At 71.3% G+C, this 17,820-nt stretch carries 19 protein-coding genes and 1 rRNA gene; 7 read left to right on the top strand and 13 right to left on the bottom strand.

Features of this window, described 5'->3' with window-relative positions; all coding sequences use genetic code 11:
* Nucleotides 1-95 (top strand): 5S ribosomal RNA (rrf, locus tag ACIQWX_RS37305); the annotation flags it as partial.
* A gap of 382 nt (nucleotides 96-477) precedes the next feature.
* Here the strand turns inward: rrf and ACIQWX_RS37300 are convergent.
* Nucleotides 478-1,689 (bottom strand): Ig-like domain-containing protein, encoded by a 1,212-nt coding sequence (locus ACIQWX_RS37300; RefSeq protein ID WP_400881411.1) that lies wholly within the window; start codon nucleotides 1,687-1,689, stop codon nucleotides 478-480.
* Nucleotides 1,690-1,793: 104 nt separating this feature from the next.
* On the bottom strand, nucleotides 1,794-2,663 hold the full coding sequence (locus tag ACIQWX_RS37295) for a patatin-like phospholipase family protein (RefSeq protein WP_400881409.1): 870 nt from the start codon (nucleotides 2,661-2,663) through the stop codon (nucleotides 1,794-1,796).
* Between the two features lie 70 nt (nucleotides 2,664-2,733).
* On the opposite strand from ACIQWX_RS37295, the gene ACIQWX_RS37290 reads away from it, so the two are divergent.
* The 3 genes from ACIQWX_RS37290 to ACIQWX_RS37280 all read left to right on the top strand — a co-directional run bounded on the left by ACIQWX_RS37290 (nucleotide 2,734) and on the right by ACIQWX_RS37280 (nucleotide 5,041).
* Nucleotides 2,734-3,669, top strand: coding sequence for a LysR substrate-binding domain-containing protein (locus tag ACIQWX_RS37290; RefSeq protein ID WP_400881407.1), 936 nt, complete (start codon nucleotides 2,734-2,736; stop codon nucleotides 3,667-3,669).
* A gap of 99 nt (nucleotides 3,670-3,768) precedes the next feature.
* Nucleotides 3,769-4,332 (top strand): papain-like cysteine protease family protein, encoded by a 564-nt coding sequence (locus ACIQWX_RS37285; RefSeq protein WP_400881406.1) that lies wholly within the window; start codon nucleotides 3,769-3,771, stop codon nucleotides 4,330-4,332.
* A gap of 1 nt (nucleotide 4,333) precedes the next feature.
* On the top strand, nucleotides 4,334-5,041 hold the full coding sequence (locus ACIQWX_RS37280) for a hypothetical protein (protein WP_400881405.1): 708 nt from the start codon (nucleotides 4,334-4,336) through the stop codon (nucleotides 5,039-5,041).
* Between the two features lie 225 nt (nucleotides 5,042-5,266).
* Here ACIQWX_RS37280 and ACIQWX_RS37275 read toward each other — a convergent pair whose 3' ends face one another.
* From ACIQWX_RS37275 to ACIQWX_RS37260, 4 genes are read right to left on the bottom strand one after another with little or no spacing between them, the layout of a single operon-like run.
* Nucleotides 5,267-5,920 carry a DedA family protein gene (locus ACIQWX_RS37275; RefSeq protein ID WP_400881404.1) on the bottom strand — a complete coding sequence of 218 codons (654 nt, stop codon included), beginning with the start codon at nucleotides 5,918-5,920 and terminating at the stop codon, nucleotides 5,267-5,269.
* 45 nt (nucleotides 5,921-5,965) lie between these two features.
* A complete protein-coding gene (gene lipA, locus ACIQWX_RS37270) occupies nucleotides 5,966-6,967 on the bottom strand; it encodes a lipoyl synthase (RefSeq protein ID WP_400881402.1) in 1,002 nt (333 codons plus the stop codon).
* A gap of 25 nt (nucleotides 6,968-6,992) precedes the next feature.
* Nucleotides 6,993-7,931, bottom strand: a complete 939-nt coding sequence (locus ACIQWX_RS37265) for an oxidoreductase (RefSeq protein WP_400881401.1) — start codon at nucleotides 7,929-7,931, stop codon at nucleotides 6,993-6,995.
* An 18-nt stretch (nucleotides 7,932-7,949) separates the two neighbouring features.
* Complete coding sequence (locus ACIQWX_RS37260; protein ID WP_400881399.1) at nucleotides 7,950-8,471, bottom strand: hypothetical protein; 522 nt, start codon at nucleotides 8,469-8,471, stop codon at nucleotides 7,950-7,952.
* Nucleotides 8,472-8,602: 131 nt separating this feature from the next.
* Here ACIQWX_RS37260 and ACIQWX_RS37255 point away from each other — a divergent pair, with 131 nt between their 5' ends.
* A complete protein-coding gene (locus ACIQWX_RS37255; protein ID WP_400881398.1) occupies nucleotides 8,603-9,214 on the top strand; it encodes a TetR/AcrR family transcriptional regulator in 612 nt (203 codons plus the stop codon).
* 5 nt (nucleotides 9,215-9,219) lie between these two features.
* The gene (locus ACIQWX_RS37250) at nucleotides 9,220-10,155 is read left to right on the top strand and encodes an LLM class F420-dependent oxidoreductase (RefSeq protein WP_400881396.1); all 936 of its coding nucleotides are present in this window, start codon (nucleotides 9,220-9,222) and stop codon (nucleotides 10,153-10,155) included.
* 96 nt (nucleotides 10,156-10,251) lie between these two features.
* Here the strand turns inward: ACIQWX_RS37250 and lipB are convergent, their stop codons facing one another.
* The 5 genes from lipB to lpdA form a co-directional block, all read right to left on the bottom strand.
* Nucleotides 10,252-10,995 (bottom strand): lipoyl(octanoyl) transferase LipB, encoded by a 744-nt coding sequence (gene lipB / locus ACIQWX_RS37245; protein ID WP_400881394.1) that lies wholly within the window; start codon nucleotides 10,993-10,995, stop codon nucleotides 10,252-10,254.
* Nucleotides 10,992-11,615: a phosphatase PAP2 family protein gene (locus tag ACIQWX_RS37240; RefSeq protein WP_400881392.1), complete on the bottom strand. Its 624-nt coding sequence runs from the start codon at nucleotides 11,613-11,615 to the stop codon at nucleotides 10,992-10,994. The genes lipB and ACIQWX_RS37240 overlap by 4 nt, the downstream gene beginning before the upstream one ends.
* The gene (locus ACIQWX_RS37235; protein WP_400881391.1) at nucleotides 11,612-12,484 is read right to left on the bottom strand and encodes a TIGR01777 family oxidoreductase; all 873 of its coding nucleotides are present in this window, start codon (nucleotides 12,482-12,484) and stop codon (nucleotides 11,612-11,614) included. Before ACIQWX_RS37235 ends, ACIQWX_RS37240 begins: the two co-directional genes overlap by 4 nt.
* Before the next feature lie 94 nt (nucleotides 12,485-12,578).
* Entirely contained in the window at nucleotides 12,579-14,357 is a 1,779-nt protein-coding gene (sucB, locus tag ACIQWX_RS37230; RefSeq protein ID WP_400881390.1) for a 2-oxoglutarate dehydrogenase, E2 component, dihydrolipoamide succinyltransferase, read from the bottom strand.
* 55 nt (nucleotides 14,358-14,412) lie between these two features.
* Entirely contained in the window at nucleotides 14,413-15,786 is a 1,374-nt protein-coding gene (gene lpdA / locus ACIQWX_RS37225; protein WP_400881389.1) for a dihydrolipoyl dehydrogenase, read from the bottom strand.
* Between the two features lie 182 nt (nucleotides 15,787-15,968).
* Here lpdA and ACIQWX_RS37220 point away from each other — a divergent pair, with 182 nt between their 5' ends.
* Nucleotides 15,969-16,313 carry an oxidoreductase gene (locus ACIQWX_RS37220; RefSeq protein ID WP_400881387.1) on the top strand — a complete coding sequence of 115 codons (345 nt, stop codon included), beginning with the start codon at nucleotides 15,969-15,971 and terminating at the stop codon, nucleotides 16,311-16,313.
* Here ACIQWX_RS37220 and ACIQWX_RS37215 read toward each other — a convergent pair.
* On the bottom strand, nucleotides 16,310-16,762 hold the full coding sequence (locus ACIQWX_RS37215; RefSeq protein WP_400881385.1) for a GNAT family N-acetyltransferase: 453 nt from the start codon (nucleotides 16,760-16,762) through the stop codon (nucleotides 16,310-16,312). The genes ACIQWX_RS37220 and ACIQWX_RS37215 overlap by 4 nt on opposite strands.
* A gap of 10 nt (nucleotides 16,763-16,772) precedes the next feature.
* The gene (locus ACIQWX_RS37210; protein ID WP_400881383.1) at nucleotides 16,773-17,819 is read right to left on the bottom strand and encodes an SMI1/KNR4 family protein; all 1,047 of its coding nucleotides are present in this window, start codon (nucleotides 17,817-17,819) and stop codon (nucleotides 16,773-16,775) included.
* Nucleotide 17,820 lies beyond the last annotated feature (1 nt).

The raw sequence follows: 17,820 nt of genomic DNA, 5'->3' as shown, positions 1-17,820 counted from the left end.
AAACGCCCGGTCCCATTCCGAACCCGGAAGCTAAGCCTGACAGCGCCGATGGTACTGCAACCGAAGGGTTGTGGGAGAGTAGGACACCGCCGAACTTAATTTGGAGAAGGGCCTGGGCCCGGTTGAGACGCGAGTCTCCCGGCCCGGGCCCTTTTTCATGCCCGCGAACGCCGCATGTCCGCATCCACTTGAGCCGGCCCGAACGGGTCCGCGCGCCCACGCGAGCAAGTGGGGCGAGGCCGCAGACCGCGAAGGCGACCACCGGTTGGCGCTCCCGGCTCAGCGAGGGGACCGTTCAGGCTCTGGCCGGCTCACGTGAGCGGACCGTGAGCCACCCTGCTCACCCCGCGCGAGCGGCCCACTCGCCCCCACACCCACGTGCCCAGGCACGAAAAAGGGCCGGAGCTCCACGGAGCCCCGGCCCTTCCCGCCGTCCAACGACCAATCAACCAACCAAAGAATCACCCAACCAGGCGGCTACTTCAGGGCCGATCCGGCCTGCCAGTCGGCCCAGGACTTCGACCAGTCGCCGTACAGGTCCCAAACCGGCAGCTGCGGCCCGCCCGAGTTGGTCACCTCGACGACGTCGCCCAGCCCCATGTTCTGGAAGAACCACTGGGCGTTGGCCCCGTTGAGGTTGATGCAGCCGTGCGACACGTTCGAGCTTCCCTGCTGTCCCACGCTGTTCGGGTTCTCGTGGACGAACTCGCCGTCGTTGGAAATGCGCTCCGACCACTTCTCGTTGGACCGGTACGCCTTCGGGTCCGGCGGGCAGACGCCGTACGTGCACGAGTCCATCGTGTAGTTGGCCTGCTTGTCCGAAATGACGTGCGCGCCCAGATGGGTGGGGGTGGCGTCCTTGCCCATCGAGATCGGCATCGACTTCACCATCGCGCCGTTGTGGAAGATCTGCATCTGCTCGGTGTTCCCGTCCGCCTTAGCGATCCAGGAATCGTGGACCTTGTACGTCTCCGTGCGGTCCTCCGCGCCGAACACCCCGCCGCCGAAGTCGACGCCGTAGATCTTCGCCGTCACCTTCAGCGTCGTGCCGGCCTTCCAGTACTCCTTCGGCCGGTAGTGGACGTTCGAGTCGTCGATCCAGTACCAGCTGCCCTCCTGCTTCGGCGTCGACTCCACCGTCAGGGCCTTCTCCACCGCCGCCTTGTTCTTGACGGCGATCTTGCCGAAGCTGAACACGATCGGCTGCCCGACGCCGACCCCCGTGCTCGCCACCGCGGACGGAGCCGGGATCAAGTTGGCGTTCGCCTGCTTCTTCGGCGAGAGCGTGGTGATCTGGTTGTCCTGCTCGACCGCCTTGCCGTCGGCGCCCTGGGCGTGCGCGACGATCTTGTACGTCGCCCCGTAGCCGAGCGGCTCGGTCGACGTCCAGCTGGCCCCGTCGTCGGCGAGCTTGCCGGCGACCTTGGTCCCCTTCGCGGTGTTGGTCACCGTGACGTCGAGGAGCTTCCCGTTGGCCGCCTTGACGACGACGGGCGTCGCCGGGCTCACCCCCGTCCCGCCCGCGGGCTCGAACGACACCGCGACCGGCGTCGCGGACGCCGACGCGGAACCGGACGCGGACGTCCCACCGGCGGTCGAACCGCCGTCGTCACCGGACGAACAGGCGGAAAGCAGCAGTGCTCCGGCGAGGATTCCGGCCACCGAAAGTAAAATCTTCTTGGGGAGCATATTGTCTCTTTTTGGGAATTGGGATCGGCGGGCATTCGTCATTCAAAACTACGCGATAGCGATGACGTTCTTCCCGGCGGATCGGTGCATCGGCGTGACGCGGATCACGTGACGACGAGACCCGGCGCCCCGTAGAGTCCCGGCCCGCTCACCGAGATCCCGTCGAGGAACTCCCGCGCGGCCGAATACGCCTCATCCGCCAGTGCTTCGGTGTGCCCGAAGTCGAGCGGGTTCACACGTACCGGCGCCGGCCCCGGCAGGTACACCACCGGCACGGAAGCCGCCGCCACCGGCGCTTCCAGCACCGCCTGGTTCCGCATGGAGATCATCGCGGTGAACATCATCACCTCGGCGAACGTCCGCGGCGCCTCCGGCAGCTTCCCCGGGAACGCGCAGTCCAGCACCACCAGCGACTTCGCGCCCATCGCCAATGCCTGGCGCATCGGCACGTTCGCGACGAGCCCGCCGTCGTACAGCAGCCGCCCGTCGTGCTCCACCGGCGGGAAGATGCCCGGGATCGCGCAGCTGGCCAGCAGCGGCTCGAGCAGCCGCCCGGACCGGATCAGCAGCGGCTCGGCCGTGTCGACCTGCGTCGTGACGACGCCGAGCGGCAGCGCCAGGTCCTCGAAGCGGGTTTCGGCGCCCAGGTGGTCGGCGATGATCCCGGTCAGGCCGCTGTTGGGGAACAGGTGCGTCTTGCTCTGCGTCAGCGTCCGCACGCGGCTCAGCACGCCGCCGGGGAACGCTTCGGCGCGCGTCATGTGCGCCCAGATGCCGTGCAGGCGCGGCAGCGGGTCGTCGCCGGGCAGGGCGAGCACCGCCGCGTTGAGCGAGCCGACCGACGTGCCCGTCACCAGATCGGGCGTCAGCCCGGCTTCGCCGAGCGCGCGCAGCATGCCGACCTGCATGGCGCCGAGGCTGCCGCCCCCGCCGAGGACGTACCCGACCGGCCGGGGGAGATCCGCGAGACTCATACCGCCGAATGTAGTAAGCCCGACTTTCGCAGGTCGTGCGGCCCGTGAAGACGGCGTTAGCCTGCTGGACGTGGCCGAGCTGGAGCTGCGCCATCTCAGGGCCGTCCGCGCCGTCGCGGACGGCGGCAGCGTGAGCCGCGCCGCGACCGTCCTCGGCGTCAGCCAGCCCGCGCTCACCGCGCAGCTCAAGCGGATCGAGCGCATCCTCGGCGGCGACCTGTTCGTCCGCGGGCCCAGCGGCGTCCGCCCGACCGAGCTCGGCCGGTTCGTGCTCGCCCGCGCCGACGCGCTGCTCTCCGATATGCAGAACCTCGTCGCGTCCGCGCGGCGCCACGGCGAAAGCGGGCCGGAGACGCTGCGGATCGGGTACGTGCCGCTGCTCATCATCGGCCGGTTCATCGAGGAGCTGCGGGAGCTCGACGTCCAGACCTACGCCGAACCGGCGTCGCTGACCCTGCTGAAGCTGCTCGCGACCGGCCGCGTCGACGTCGCGCTGCTCGAACGGTTCGACGGCACCGAAGCGCACCACTTCGCCGGCCTGACCGTCCGGACGCTCGCCACCGAGCCGATCTTCGTCGGGATCGCCGACGGCCACCCGGCGATCCGCGACGGCGTCGTCGACCTCGCCGACCTGGCCGGCTGCGACTGGATCCTCCCGCCACCGCACGAAAACTGCGTGCGCGTGCGGTTCCTGCAGGCGTGCGCGGCGGCCGGGTTCAGCCCGCGCGTGCGGCACTTCACGTCGGAGGCGGGCACCGCGGGGACGCTCATCGCCCAGGGCGCGGTCTGCCTCGCGCAGGCGGCTTCGGCGCCGCCGCCCGGCCTGGTCGCGCTGCCCCTGCGCGGCGACCCGCTGTGGACGACGCTGCTGTTCGCGACGCGCGAGGACGACGCCCGCACGCCGACCACCGACGAGGTGTTCCGGTGCGCGGAAACGGCGTACACCGCGTCACGGCGGCGGAATCCGCACTTCGCGCGCTGGTGCGGGCTCGCGCCCGCCCGATAGGCGGCATAACGCCGGTGTTATCCCGCTTGGGATTACTGCCCGGCGCGGCAACGGGAGAAGCTCACGAAGTCCCCACCTGTTGCCGACAAGGAGCAACGAATGCACTTCAGACGAGCAATGGCGCTCGGCGCGCTGTGCGCGGCCCTCACCGGCCTGCTCTCCCCGCCCGCGAGCGCGACGACCGAGGCGACGACGTTGTCGATCAGCCAGCTGGTCCAGGAACAGAACCAGTGGTGCTGGGCCGCGAGCGGCCTGACGATCGCGCGGTTCCTGGGCTACGGGACGAACGTCAGCCAGAACACCTTCTGCGACTACTCGCGCGGCTACCCGGCCGGCTCGCAGTGCCCCAACCAGCCGGGCGAACTGACGTACGTCCAGCGCGGCTACCAGGCGCTGGGCCTGCGGCCCGGCACGGTGACCGGTGCGCTGAGCCTGTCGTCGGTGCAGACCGAAATCGGTGCGCGGCGCCCGATCGAGACGGGCATCTACTGGACCGCCGGCGGCGGGCACGCCCAGGTGATCTACGGATACGACGCGAGCGGGCTCGTCTACTACGGCGACCCGTGGCCGAGCAGCCGGCGCTACAGCGCGATGGCGCACTCGAGCTACGTCCGCAACGGGCAGTTCCAGTGGGCGCAGTCCCTCTACCGGATCGGGGCGTGACATGAACCTCTTGCGTGGATTCGGTGTCCTGCTCGCGGGTGCTTCCTTGGTGCTCGGGTTCGGTGGTACGGCTTCGGCTTCGTCGTCGCCTGATGACGACGTCGTCGCGGCGGTCCGGGCGGCGCAGCCCCAGCTTTCGGCGTTCTACGGCCGGCTCGACCGGGCGGGCGTGACGCCCGAGGTGACGGGCGAGCCGGTGCGCGTGAACTCGCTCGACCCGGCGTTCGTCGCGGGGACACCGGGTGCGGCGCCGGCGACGTTCGCGTACTACGCGGTGCGGACCTCGGCGGCGACGGTGTGGGTGGAGCGCGCAGCGGACGGCTGGGTCGCGACGAACTTCACGACGGGGACGGAGGAGCTGACGTACCCGGCCCAGGCCGGCGGCGATCTGGTGTTCACGGAGCCCCAGGTGAACGCGTGGTACCGGCTCCGCGACGGCCGGGTGCTGGCGCTGAACGACCCGGCCCGGCAGCGGGTCGGGGACGGCGTGACGGTGGCGGAGTACCAGCGGCTGGTGCACCGGCTGTACGGCGACAAGCTGCCTGGGTCGGCTTACCGGGCGCAGGGGAAGCTGGGCGGGTACGACTTGGCCGCTGCTCCGGCGCCGGTTCCGGGCACGGGTTCTTGGCCGTTCGTCGCCGGTGGGGCGCTGCTGGCGCTCGGCTTGGTCGGCTGGGCGACCGCCAGGGTGGCGCGCGCCCGCCGCTGACGCTGGGAGGGTGCGGCTCGGGTTGGCTCGGGTCGCACCCTCGCGGCTGGTCGGGTTCCAAGCGCCCCAATGTGGCCTTCGGTGCGTGTGACGCAACCAAGGCCGCCTTCGGTGCGTGAGACGCACCCAAGGCCGCCTTGGGACAGCTCCCGCCAGGGGTCGCGAATGTCGCATTCGCGGCGTCGGAGGTCCCGAATGCGACTTTCGCGGCACTCGGGGCCCGGGTCAGGGGACTCGCTCGACCTCGGGTTCGGATTCAGGCGCGGCCAGGGCCTTCCGCTTCTTCATGCGCAGCAAGAAGAACACCGCCACCGCCGCGAGGGCGGCCACCACGATCAGCCCGCCCGTGTTCAGGGCTCCCTCGATCCGCTTCGCCGCTTCGCCCAACGCCGCGCCGATGCTGATGTGGACCAGTGACCAGCAGAACGCTCCCGCCGCGGCCGCCGGCAAGAACCGGCGGAACGGCAGCCCCGATGTTCCCGCCGCCGCGGGGGTCAGGGTGCGGATCACCGGCAGGAACCTTGCGAAGAACACCGCCCACGCGCCACGGCGTTCCAGCACCGATGTCGCCTTGTCCCAGCCCTCGAGGCCGTACTTGCGGATCAGTTTCGTCTCACGCAGCCGCGGTCCGAAGCGGCGGCCGATCAGGTAACCGAGCGCGTCGCCCGCTGTTGCGCACAGCGTGACCACCAGCCACAGCACTGCGAACCGGGACGGGGTGTTGGCCGTTGTCGCGGCGATGAGCAGGCCGGATTCGCCCGGGGCCAGGAAACCCAGCCCGATCGTGCACTCGGCGAACACCAGGCCGCCGGTGGCCGCGACGAGGCCCGGTTCCGGGAGTCCTTGCAACCAGCTGAGGAGGTCCGAAACCAGGGCCATGCCACCCACTTTACCGATCCTTTAAGGACCGTGGGGTGACGTGCGTCACCGCGCCAGCAGCGACGCCGCTTCCTGGGCGGCCGGCCCTTCGGCGGCCAGGTGGGCCAGGTTCTCCGGCAGGACCTCACCGCGGTGCGCCTTCGTCTGCGCGTAGAGCCGTCCCGCGCGGTACGACGACCGCACCAGCGGACCCGCCATCACACCCGCGAAACCCATCGCCTCCGCAGCTTGAGAGTGCTCGACGAACTCCTCGGGCTTCACCCAGCGGTCCACCGGGTGGTGCCGAGCAGAGGGGCGCAGGTATTGCGTGATCGTCAGGATCTCGCAGCCCGCGTCGACCAAATCCTGCATCGCCGGAGCCACCTCTTCAGGGGTCTCGCCCATACCGAGGATCAGGTTCGACTTCGTCACCAAACCGGCCTCACGCGCCGCCGTGATCACCTCAAGCGACCGCGCATACCGGAACCCGGGACGGATCCGCTTGAAGATCCGCGGCACCGTCTCCACGTTGTGGGCAAGGACCTCCGGACGCGACCCGAACACCTCGGCCAGTTGCGAGGGGGCGGCGTTGAAGTCCGGAATCAACAGCTCAACACCGGTACCCGGGTTCAACGCGTGGATCTGCCGCACGGTCTCGGCGTAAAGCCACGCACCGCCGTCCGGAAGGTCGTCACGAGCGACACCGGTGACCGTCGAGTACCGCAGACCCATCGCCTGCACGGACTCCGCGACCTTCCGCGGCTCAGTGCGATCGAGGGCCGCAGGCTTACCGGTGTCGATCTGGCAGAAGTCACAGCGACGGGTGCATTGATCCCCACCGATCAGGAACGTGGCCTCACGGTCTTCCCAGCATTCGTAGATGTTGGGACAGCCGGCCTCTTCACAGACAGTGTGCAGACCTTCGCGGCGCACGAGGCCCTTGAGTTCGGTGAACTCCGGCCCCATCCGCACCCGCGTCTTGATCCACGACGGCTTCTTCTCGATCGGCGTCTCACTGTTGCGAACCTCGAGACGCAGCAGCTTCCGGCCTTCAGGCGCAGCACTCACGCCCTCAACCGTACGCCCGTCCGGGCTACGCGGGGTCGGGGGTGACGCCGGTCAACCCGGCCGTCAGCTCCCACAGCGCCGACCCCAGCGACTCGCTGCGCGCGGCGGCCACCGGCGGGATGCGAGCCGGGTATCCGCGCAGGTTGCCGAGGCCTCGGGGGCCGAAGTACGTGCCGCCTTCGACGCCGTCCGCCGTCGCCGCGTACAGCTGGGGGAGGGCGCCGATGCGGGTGTTCTGGGCGAACAGCACCTCGCCGACGCGGTGGCCGCCCGCGATCAGCGAACGCACGACCGGGTTCGAGTACGAGCGCGCCATGCCGCTGCCGAGTCCCGTCGCGGTGTACCCCGGGTGCGCGGCGACGCTGAGCACTGCCGCGCCGGCCGCGCGCAGGCGCCGGTCCAGTTCGAGCGCGAACACCTGGTCGGCGAGCTTGGACTGCCCGTACGCGGCGGCCGCGTTGTAGCGGCGGTGGTCGCCGTTCGGGTCGTCGAGGTGGATGCGGGCGCCGACGGCCGCCAGGCTCGACAGCGTGACGACCCGGCCGCGCAACGCGGGCATCAGCAGCCACGTCAGCGCCGCGTGGCCGAGGTAGTTGGTGCCGAACTGCAGCTCGAAGCCGTCGGCGGTGCGGCCGCGGGCGGTCGCCATCACGCCGGCGTTGTTGACCAGGACGTCGAGTGCGTCATCGGTCAGCTTCCGGGCCGACGCGGCGGCCGCGCGCACCGAGGCGAGCTCGCTCAGGTCCAGTGGGATGAGCTCGGGCCCGGCGCCCGCGGCGGCCTTCCTGACGATGTCCAGTGCCTTCGCCCCGCGTTCGGCGGAGCGGCAGGCGAGGAGCACGCGAGCCCCCTTGCTCGCGAGCACCTCCGCGGTGCGCAGCCCGAGCCCCGAGTTCGCCCCGGTGACCAGCACGGTCCGGCCGGTCTGGTCGGGGATGTCGGCTTCGGTCCAGCGCTCCGTCATGCGCTTACTAAACCCTGTTCACGCACTGGGCGCGAGCAGGCGCCGCAGGTGTCCCATGACGGGACGACGGCGAGGTGTCTCCGAGCGGCCCGTGCGCAGCAGCGCCTCGAGCGCGTAACCCACCTTGACGATCTCTTCGGCCGGCTCGCGCGGGTCGGCCAGCCCGGCCGTGACGGCGAGCATCCGCAGCTCGCCCTCGTGCATCCGGCGCAGCGACGCGTGCCGCTCGTACGCCCCGTCGAGCACCGCGCGCAGCGTCTCGTGCTCGTCGACGGCGGCGCGCCACGCGCGGGTGACGGCGTCGACGTGGTCGCCCAGTCCGTCGGCGTCGTCCGGGTCGGTGACCTCGGCGCGCAGGCGGCCGCTCAGCGTCCGCGTCCACTGGTACTGCAGCGCCAGCAGGACGTTCTCCTCGGAACCGAAGTGCTCTTCGGCGCCGGGGACCTCCTCCAGCGGCAGCGGCGCGGCCGGGTTGCGGCCCGCCAGGCGGACGGTGGCTTCGAGGATTTCCTGACGTCGGTAGAAGTCGGTCCAGCTCATCGTGCGGCTCCCCTTCCGTGGTCCGGGTCATACCGCGGGTCTGCGGCATACTCCCGGTACGGACCTGACGACGCGAACATACCATGAGTACGGAGAGATCCTCCGGGCGTAAGGTTGTGAAGGTGGCGACAATGAGGTCCAGACGACTCGACTACTCCGAGTCGACGCGGTCGGCGCTGGTCGACAGCGCGGTCGAACTGTTCACCAAGCGCGGCTACGCGGGTACCTCGCTGGACGAGATCGCCAAACGCGCCCGGGTCACCAAAGGCGCGCTGTACCACCACTTCAGCGGCAAGCAGGCGCTCTTCGAAGCCGTGTTCGACCAGGTCGAAAGCCTCGTCTACGACCGGCTCGACAAGATCATGACCGGCGAGGGCTCCCCGTGGGAACGCGCGCTCGGCGGCCTCAACGCGTTCATCCGCGCCTGCCTCGACCCCGCCTACCAGCGGATCGCCATCCACGAGGCACCGGTCGTCATGGGCTGGGAGCGCTGGCGCGAGGCCGAGGAGCGGTGCAGCTTCGGGCTGGTCCGGTCCGGGCTGCAGTCGCTGATCGACGCGGGTGAGGTCGAGCCCGTGCCGGTCGAGGTGACCGCGCGGCTGCTGTTCGGCGCGCTCTCGAGCGCGGCGACCGAAATCGCCAGTTCGCCCGACCCGAAGAAGGTCGGCGCCGAGATCGAGGACGTCATCGTCCGCATGCTGGTACGGCTGCGGCGCACGGAGCCCGACGTCTCTATAGGCTGACTTTCGTGGACTTGAGGATCTTCACCGAGCCCCAGCAGGGGGCCAGCTACGACGACCTGCTGCGTGTCGCGAAGGCGACCGAAGCCGCCGGCTACGACGCCTTCTTCCGCAGCGACCACTACCTGAAGATGGGCTCGGCCGACGGCCTGCCCGGCCCGACCGACGCGTGGATCACCCTCGCCGGCCTGGCGCGGGAGACCAGCCGGATCCGGCTCGGCACGCTCGTCACCGCGGCGACGTTCCGGCACCCGGGCCCGCTGGCCATCTCCGTCGCGCAGGTCGACCGGATGTCCGGCGGCCGCGTCGAGTTCGGCCTCGGCTCCGGCTGGTACGACGCCGAGCACGAGGCGTACGGCCTGACGCTGCCGCCGCTCAAGGAGCGCTTCGACCGCTACGCCGAGCAGCTCGAGATCGTCACCGGCCTGTGGAAGACGCCGGCGGGGTCGACGTTCTCGTTCAAGGGCGAGTACTACACGCTCACCGACTCGCCGGGCCTGCCGAAGCCCGCGCAGTCGCCGGCGCCGCCGGTGATCGTCGGCGGCCAGGGCAAGAAGCGCACCCCGCAGCTGGCGGCCAAGTTCGCGGACGAGTTCAACCTGCCGTTCACCGGCGTCGAGGCGGCGGCCGCGCAGTTCGCCCGCGTCGACGCGGCAGCGGCCGAGATCGGCCGCGACCCCAAGGAGATCCTGCGCTCGGTGGCGCTGACCATCGCCGTCGGCCGCTCCGACGAGGAGGTTTCGCGGCGGGCGTCCGCCATCGGGCGGGACCTCGACGAACTGCGCGCGAACGGCCTGGCCGGGACGCCCGCCGAGGTCGTCGACCGGATCGGGCAGTGGCGCGAGAAGACCGGGATCACGCGGGTCTACCTGCAGCTGCTGGACCTGGCCGACCTGGACCAGCTCGAGCTGGTCGCGGCCGAGGTCGCACCGCAGCTGGACTGAGCAGCCCCCGTTTTCCACGCTAGCGGAACGGTCCGACAGTTCCGCCGGCGTCGAGCCGGGCCTGCCTCCTGTTGTCCACAGGAGGCAGGCCCGGTTTCAGTTCTGGAGGGCGAAGGTGACGCCGGGGGCCTCGGGAGCCGCCGGGCGGGGGAGCCAGCGGTCTTCGCTCACCGGGAGTTCGCCTTCCAGCGCCGCCAAGACCGCGTCGCGGGCCAGGGGCAGCACCGCTTCCACGCTCACGTCCCGCTGCAGCTCGTACGACAGCGACGTCACGCCCGCGTCGCGGATGCCGCACGGGACGATGGAGTCGAACGCCTTCAGGTCCGCGTTGCAGTTCAGCTCGAAGCCGTGCATCGTCACGCCGCGCTGGACGCGGATGCCGATCGCCGCGATCTTGCGCTCGATGCCGCGGTCGTCCGCCGGGATCCAGACGCCGCTGCGGCCCTCCACCCGGCCGCTGTGCACGCCGAGGGCGTCGCACACGTGGATCAGCGCCTCCTCCAGCCGCCGCACGTAGTGGACGACGTCGATCGGGTCGCCGAGCTTCACGATCGGGTAGCCGACCAGCTGGCCCGGGCCGTGCCAGGTGATCTTGCCGCCGCGGTCGACGTCGATCACCGGGGTGCCGTCGGCCGGGCGGTCGGCCGGCTCGGTGCGCTTGCCCGCGGTGTACACCGACGGGTGCTGCAGCAGGAACATCGTGTCCGGCGCGGTGCCGTCGGCACGCTCGGTGAGCCGGGTCCGCTGGAGCTCCCAGGCTTCGGTGTAGTCGATCGTGCCGAGCTCCCGGACGTCGACGGGCTCGGTGCTGGCGCGGCAGGAAGTGCGGGAAGAACTCACCCGTCGAGGCTACGCCCGTCACCCGGGGGAAGCAGCCGCAAGGCGCACGCTGAGAGCAGGCCGACACCGGTCACCGCGAGCACTGCTCCGATCGTGTCCGACACCCAGTGCACCCCCAGCAGGACGCGGCAGGTCGCGCAGAGCACCACCGCCACCGCCGAGGCCGCCGCGACCCGGCGGACCAGCCGCGGCCACAGCCACGCGCACAGCAGCACCAGCACGAACCCGGTGCTCGCCACCGACGTCACGTGCCCGCTCGGGTAGCTCAGGTCCGGGTAGTCGCGCGGGCGTTCCCGCAGGAAGAGCGGCTTGGCCACGACGCTGGTCAGCCGGCACAGCAGCAGCACGACGGCGAGCCGCACGCACAACCCGGTGTGCTGCCGGTGCCGCAGCGCCAGCGCGAGCAGCGCCACGCCGAGCACCCAGGGCAGCACCGGGCCGAGGACGTCGCTGCCGATCTCCGCCACCGTGCCGAGCGGCTGGGTGTAGACGCTGTGGAGGGCGCTCGCCACCTGGGAGTCGAGCGTCAGCGGGTGCCGCGCGACGCCGAGCCCGAGCGCGACGAACGCCGCCGCCAGCGCGAGGCCGACGACGAGCCAGCGCTTGAGCGGGACCGTCATGCCGCCGCGAGCGCGCGGTCCAGCGTCGGGTGCCGGAACGCGTAACCGGAGCGTTCCAGCACGACCGGGACGGCCCGCTGCCCGAACAACGCCATCTCCTCGCCGGCCTGGCCGAGGACGCCCTTGAGCGCGAAGCCGGGCACCCACCACGGCGCCGGGCGGTGCAGGGCGCGGCCGACCGCGCGGGTGAACTCGGCGTTGGTCACCGGCGCCGGGCCGGTCAGGTTCACCGGGCCCGAGACGTCGTTCGCGAGGACGTGGGCGATCGCGCCGACCTCGTCGTCGAGGGAGATCCACGGCATGTACTGGCGGCCGTCGCCGAGCCGCCCGCCCAGGCAGAGCTGGAAGAGCGGCCGCAGCGTGCCGTACAGGCCGCCCTTCGCCGACAGGACGAGGCCGGTCCGGATGTGCACTACCCGTACGTCGCCCGCCGGGGCCGTCGCGGCTTCCCAGGCTTCGCATAGTTCGGCGAGGAAGCCCTGCCCGCGCGGGGCCGATTCGTCCACAGTGGACTCGTGGGTGTGGCCGTAGTAGCCGACGGCGGAAGCGTTGACGAGCACGCCGACCCCGTGTTCGGCGACGGCTTCGGCGAGCACCTCGGTCGGCTCGACCCGGCTGTCGGTGAGCTGCTGCTTGCGCATCGCGCTCCAGCGGCCGGGGAACAACGGCTTGCCGCCCAGGTTCACGACTGCGTCCACACCCTCGAAGGCGCCCTCGGCGATGGTCCCGGACGGCGGGTCCCAGCGGAATTCCCCGCCGCCGCGCGCCTCCCGCCGCACCAGCCGGCGGACTTCGTGCCCTTCGCCCAGCAGGCGCTCGCCCAGCGCCGACCCGATCAAGCCGCTCGCTCCGGCGATCAGTACTCGCATGCCCCGATCGTTGCGCATCCGCTGCGCGACCGCACTCCCGGACACGGCGAAGGCCGCCACGGGAAGTCCGTGGCGGCCTTCGTCAGCGGTGACTTCAGAGGCCGAGTTCGCCCTCGAAGTTGCCCTCTTCCAGGCGCTGCTTGATCGTCGTCAGGAAGCGGCCCGCGTCGGCCCCGTCCACCAGGCGGTGGTCGTAGGTCAGCGGCAGGTACGCCATCGACCGGACGGCGATCGTGTCGTTGCCGTCGGCGTCCGCGACCACGATCGGGCGCTTGACGACCGCGCCGGTGCCGAGGATGCCCGACTGCGGCTGCACGATGATCGGCGTGTCGAACAGCGCGCCGACGCTGCCGATGTTCGTGATCGAGAACGTGCCGCCCGACAGCTCGTCCGGCTTGATCTGGCCCGACCGCGCGCGGCCCGCCAGGTCGGCGATCCGGTGCGCGAGCCCGGCCAGGCTCAGCTCGCCCGCGTCGTGGATCACGACCGAGAGCAGCCCGCGCTCGGTGTCCACCGCGATGCCCAGGTGCACGGCGCCGTGGTAGGTGATCTCCTTCGTGTCCTCGTTGTAGGACGCGTTGACGTTCGGGTGCTGCTTGAGCGCCTCGACCGTGGCCTTCGCGAAGAACGGCAGGAACGTCAGGTTGACGCCCTCGCGCTCCTTGAAGGCCGCCTTCGCGCGCGAGCGCAGCTTGGCGATCTTCGTGACGTCGACCTCCTGGACCTGCGTGAGCTGCGCGGCGATCTGCAGCGACTCGCGGGTCTTGGTGGCCGTGATCTGGCGGATCCGGCTGGCCTTCTGGACCGTGCCGCGCAGCGCGGCGAGCTCCGCCGACACCGGGGCCGCGGGACGCGCGGCGGGCGCCGACGGGGCGGCAGCGGCGGCCGGAGCGGCAGCGGCGGGAGCCGGAGCGGCCGCCTTCTGCTTCTCCTCGGCCGCGGCCAGGACGTCCTGCTTGCGGATCCGGCCGCCGACGCCGCTGCCGGTCAGCGACGCGAGGTCGATGCCGTGCTCCGACGCGAGCTTGCGGACCAGCGGCGTGACGTACGGGCCGTCCGCCGAACCGTCCTTCGCCGCGGCGGCCGGGGCCGCCTCGGTGGCCTTCGCCGCGGGCGCGGCCTGCGGTTCCGGCTTCGGTTCCGGCTTGGGCTCGGGCTTCGACTCCTGAACCGGCTCGGGCTTCGGCTCCGGCTTGGGTTCCGGCTTCGGCTCGGGCTCGGGCTCGGGCTCCGGCTTGGCCTCGGCCTTCGGTGCCGCGTTCGCGTCACCGATCACCGCCAGGACGCCGCCGACCTCGACGGTCTCGTCCTCGCCCGCACGGATCTCCAGCACCGTGCCGGCGACCGGCGACGGCACCTCGGTGTCGACCTTGTCGGTGGAGATCTCGAGCAGCGGCTCGTCGACCTCGACCGAGTCGCCGACCGCCTTCAGCCAGCGCGTGACGGTGCCCTCGGTGACGCTCTCGCCCAGCTCGGGCAGCTTCACCTCGGTGCCTTCACCGCCGGCGGCCGGCGCGGTGTCCGGCTTGCTCGGCGCGCTGTCCTGGGCCTGCGGCTCGGGCTGCGAGGGCTCCGGCTCCGGCTCGGACTTCTGCTCTTCCTGCGCGGGGGCGGAGGACTCGGGGACGCCGCCGGACCCGTCGTCGATGACGGCGAGCTCGCCGCCGACCTCGACGGTCTCGTCCTCCTGGGCGCTGATCTTCACGACCGTGCCCGCCACCGGGGAAGGGACCTCGGTGTCGACCTTGTCGGTCGAGATCTCGAGCAACGGCTCGTCGACCTCGACGGTGTCGCCCTCCTGCTTAAGCCACCGGGTGACGGTGCCTTCGGTGACGCTCTCCCCGAGCTCCGGCAATGTGACGGAGTAGGCCATCGTTCGCTGACTCCTCTTCCAAGTTCTGCGTGGTCTGGGTTCTGCTGGTGGGACGTCAGCTGTGCACGTGCAGCGGCTTCCCCGCGAGGGCGAGGAACGCTTCACCGAGGGCCTCGGTCTGGGTGGGGTGCGCGTGGATGAGCGGCGCGACGTCTTCGGGGAAGGCCTCCCAGCTGTAGATCAGCTGCGCTTCGCCGATCAGCTCGCCGACGCGGTCGCCGACCATGTGGACGCCCACGACCGGGCCGTCCGGGGCCTTGACCAGCTTCACCCCGCCGGAGGTCTTGAGGATCTGGCTCTTGCCGTTGCCGCCGAGGTCGTAGGTGAACGTCGTGACGTCGGCGCCGTACTTGTCCTTCGCCTGCGACTCGGTCAGCCCGACCGACGCGACCTCCGGGTGGGAGTAGGTGACCCGCGGGATGCCGCTCTCGTCGATCACGCGCGGGTTCTGCCCGGCGATCTCCTCGGCGACGAAGATGCCCTGCTGGAAGCCGCGGTGCGCGAGCTGCAGGCCCGGGACGATGTCGCCGACGGCGTAGACGTTCGGCAGGTTGGTGCGCAGCCGCTCGTCGGTGATGACGAAGCCGCGCTCGATCTTGACGCCGGCCTCCTCGTAGCCGTGGCCCGCCGAGTTCGGCCCGCGGCCGACGGCGACCAGCAGCAGGTCGGCCTCGATGGTCTCGCCGGACTCCAGCGAGACGCTCACGCCGTTGTCGTCCTGCTTCGCGCCGGTGAACTTCACGCCGGTCTTGAAGGCGATCTTGCGGCGGCGGAAGGCGCGCTCGAGCTGCTTGGACGCGAACTCGTCCTCGTTCGGGACCAGCCGCGGCAGCGCCTCGACGATGGTGACGTCCACGCCGAAGGAAGCCCAGACGCTGGCGAACTCGACGCCGATGACACCGCCGCCGAGCACCACGACCTTCTTGGGGACGTAGTCCAGGGCGAGGGCCTGCTCGCTGGCGATGACGCGGCCGCCGAGCTCCAGGCCGGGCAGCGTGCGCGAGTACGAGCCGGTGGCGAGGATGACGTTCTTGCCGGTGTAGCGGGTGCCGTCCACCTCGACGGTCGTGCCGCCGACGAACGTGCCGGCGCCCTCGACGAGGTTCACCTTGTGCGCCTTGGCCAGGCCCTGCAGGCCCTTGTACAGACGGGCGACGATGCCGTCCTTGTACTTGTTGACCCCGGCGATGTCGATGCCCTCGAAGGCGGCCTTGACGCCGACGGCTTCGGCGTCGCGGGTCTCGTCGGCGACCTCGGCGGCGTGGAGCAGGGCCTTGGTCGGGATGCAGCCCCGGTGGAGGCAGGTCCCGCCCAGCTTGTCCTTCTCGATCAGCGTGACGGAAAGGCCCAGCTCGGCCGCGCGGAAAGCCGCGGCGTAGCCGCCCGATCCGCCTCCCAGGATCACAAGGTCGGCGGAGGTGTCGGTCACTTCAATAACTCCTCGGCAAGCGGTGGGGTGGTGCTCTGTCGCCGCGCCCGCCCGGTATAACCGCGCGCGCGACATCCGCCATCTTGTCACTACGCCGGACGGGGCTGCGACCTAGCCGGGTGTGCGACGCCGACCACACGCGGACATCGGGATAATGAGTGGCGTAGGTCTCGGGAGGGAAGGTGGTCGTGGTGGGGCTCTTCGACTCGCTGCGCAGGCGCGCCAAGGGCGGGCAGAAGGCCGGTACGCTGCGGAAAGCCAGCTCCGAGGACACCCGGCACCTGGAGGAGTGGGTGGCCTCGAGGCGGGGTGTCGAGGCCTTCGTCGAGCCGAAGACGAACGTCACCGAGACCACTGTGGTGTTGATCGCCCACGACGGCGAGTGGACCCGGCGCCGGATCGGCAGCCTGGAGGCGGCCCAGCAGTTCGGCCACCGCCGCTCGATCCCGGTGTACGAGGTCGCGCGGGTCGGCTACCCCAAGCGGATGCGGGAGTACACCGAGCGCAAGAAGCGCGGCCAGGCCTAGAGCTCGATCCGGCCGACGACCTCGCCGTTGAACTCCTGGCCGGTCGGGCGGAAGCCCAGCTTGAGGTAGAAGTCCTCCGGGCCGCCGTCGGCGGGGATCCAGAGCACCGTCGCGGTGGTGTTGCCGCGTCTTCTCGCCTCGTCGAGGACGGTTTCCACGGCGAACCGGCCGTAGCCGCGGCCCTGGACGCCCGCGCCGACGTTGAGCCGCCAGATCCCGCAGCGGAAGAAGTCCAGCTCGGCGCCCGGGTCGAAGCCGCCCATGACGAACGCGACCGGTTCGCCGTCGTCCAGGATCAGCCGGGGCCAGGCCACCTCGGGCTGCGTGTAGGCCTCGGCCAGCGAAACCGCGACGGGCGCGACGAAGTCCTTCTGGTGCGGCTCGACGGCCAGCTGGCACGCGGCGGCGACGTTGGCCGGGGTGATCGTCTCCGCGCTGAGGGTGGTCACCGGGTCCAACCTAGCTGGCTTGGGCGAGCAGGGTGGCGTGCCGGACCAGCGCGGCGCGGAACGACGGGTGGACGGTCGTGCCCAGCACCGGGTCGACCTCGACGACGTGGCCGGCCGAGAGCAGCAGCACCGCCGGGTGGGAAAGGACGACGACGCCGTTCTCGGCCCGCAGGTCGGCGGTGCCGAGCAGGCGCGGGAAGACGATGTCCGGGGGTAGGCCGTCGCACGTTCGGAGGAATTCGCGGTGGTCGGGCGGCAGCTCGACGCCCAGGCGGAGTTCGGCGGAGCGGATCGCCGCTTCGGACGCCGGGGGCGGGAGGGTGCTCCGGCCGCGCAGGAGCGGCGCGGGCCGCAATTCCGCCGAGCCGAGGGAGGTGCCGCCGCGGACTGGCGGCTCCGCCGAGCCGTGACCGCGCAAGCGCATGATCTCCGCGACCAGCTCCGGCCAGCTCCCGAGTTCCGGCGGGTACCTCTCGTGCAGCGCCGCGACCAGCGCACCCGCGCACGCCGGCGCCCACTCGCGCAGGCCGAGCGGGTCCGCGCCCGCCACCAGCGCCGGTGCCGAAGCCCGCGTCGCCGCCAGCGTCGCCACGTCCGGCCGCGGCCCGGCCAGCGACGCCCACAACTCCAGATCTCCGTCCGAAAGGGCCGCTCGAACCCGGTCCGGCCGGGACGGCACCACCTGCTTGACCACCTCCGCGACCGGCCCCGGGGGCAGCACACCCTCCAGATCGGACACCGGCCGGCGCAGCGACACCGCGTGCGCGCGCTCCTCGGCGTCGAGGTCGAGCGGGGACAACCCCGAAGCCCACTCCGGACGTCCGCCGCGCGCCTCGAACAGCATCGCCCACGCGCGGGCCCGCAGCGGGTCGGGCGCCAGCGCCGTCACCGGGCGTTCCGTGCGGATCAGCCACTGCTCGACCAGCCGGTCGGCCTCCTCGGGCGCGCCGGCGACGGCGAGCAGCAGCGCCGCGTACCCGATCCGGTCGTCGACCACCGGGTCGGCCGCGGTCAGGACGTCGCGGACCGCGGCCTCGAGGTAGTCACCGGCGTCCACC

This window comes from Amycolatopsis sp. NPDC098790 (assembly GCF_044759945.1).
Classification (GTDB): Bacteria; Actinomycetota; Actinomycetes; order Mycobacteriales; family Pseudonocardiaceae; genus Amycolatopsis.
Note: the sequence above shows the minus strand (reverse complement) of the source record. Positions and strands in the feature narration are given on the sequence as shown.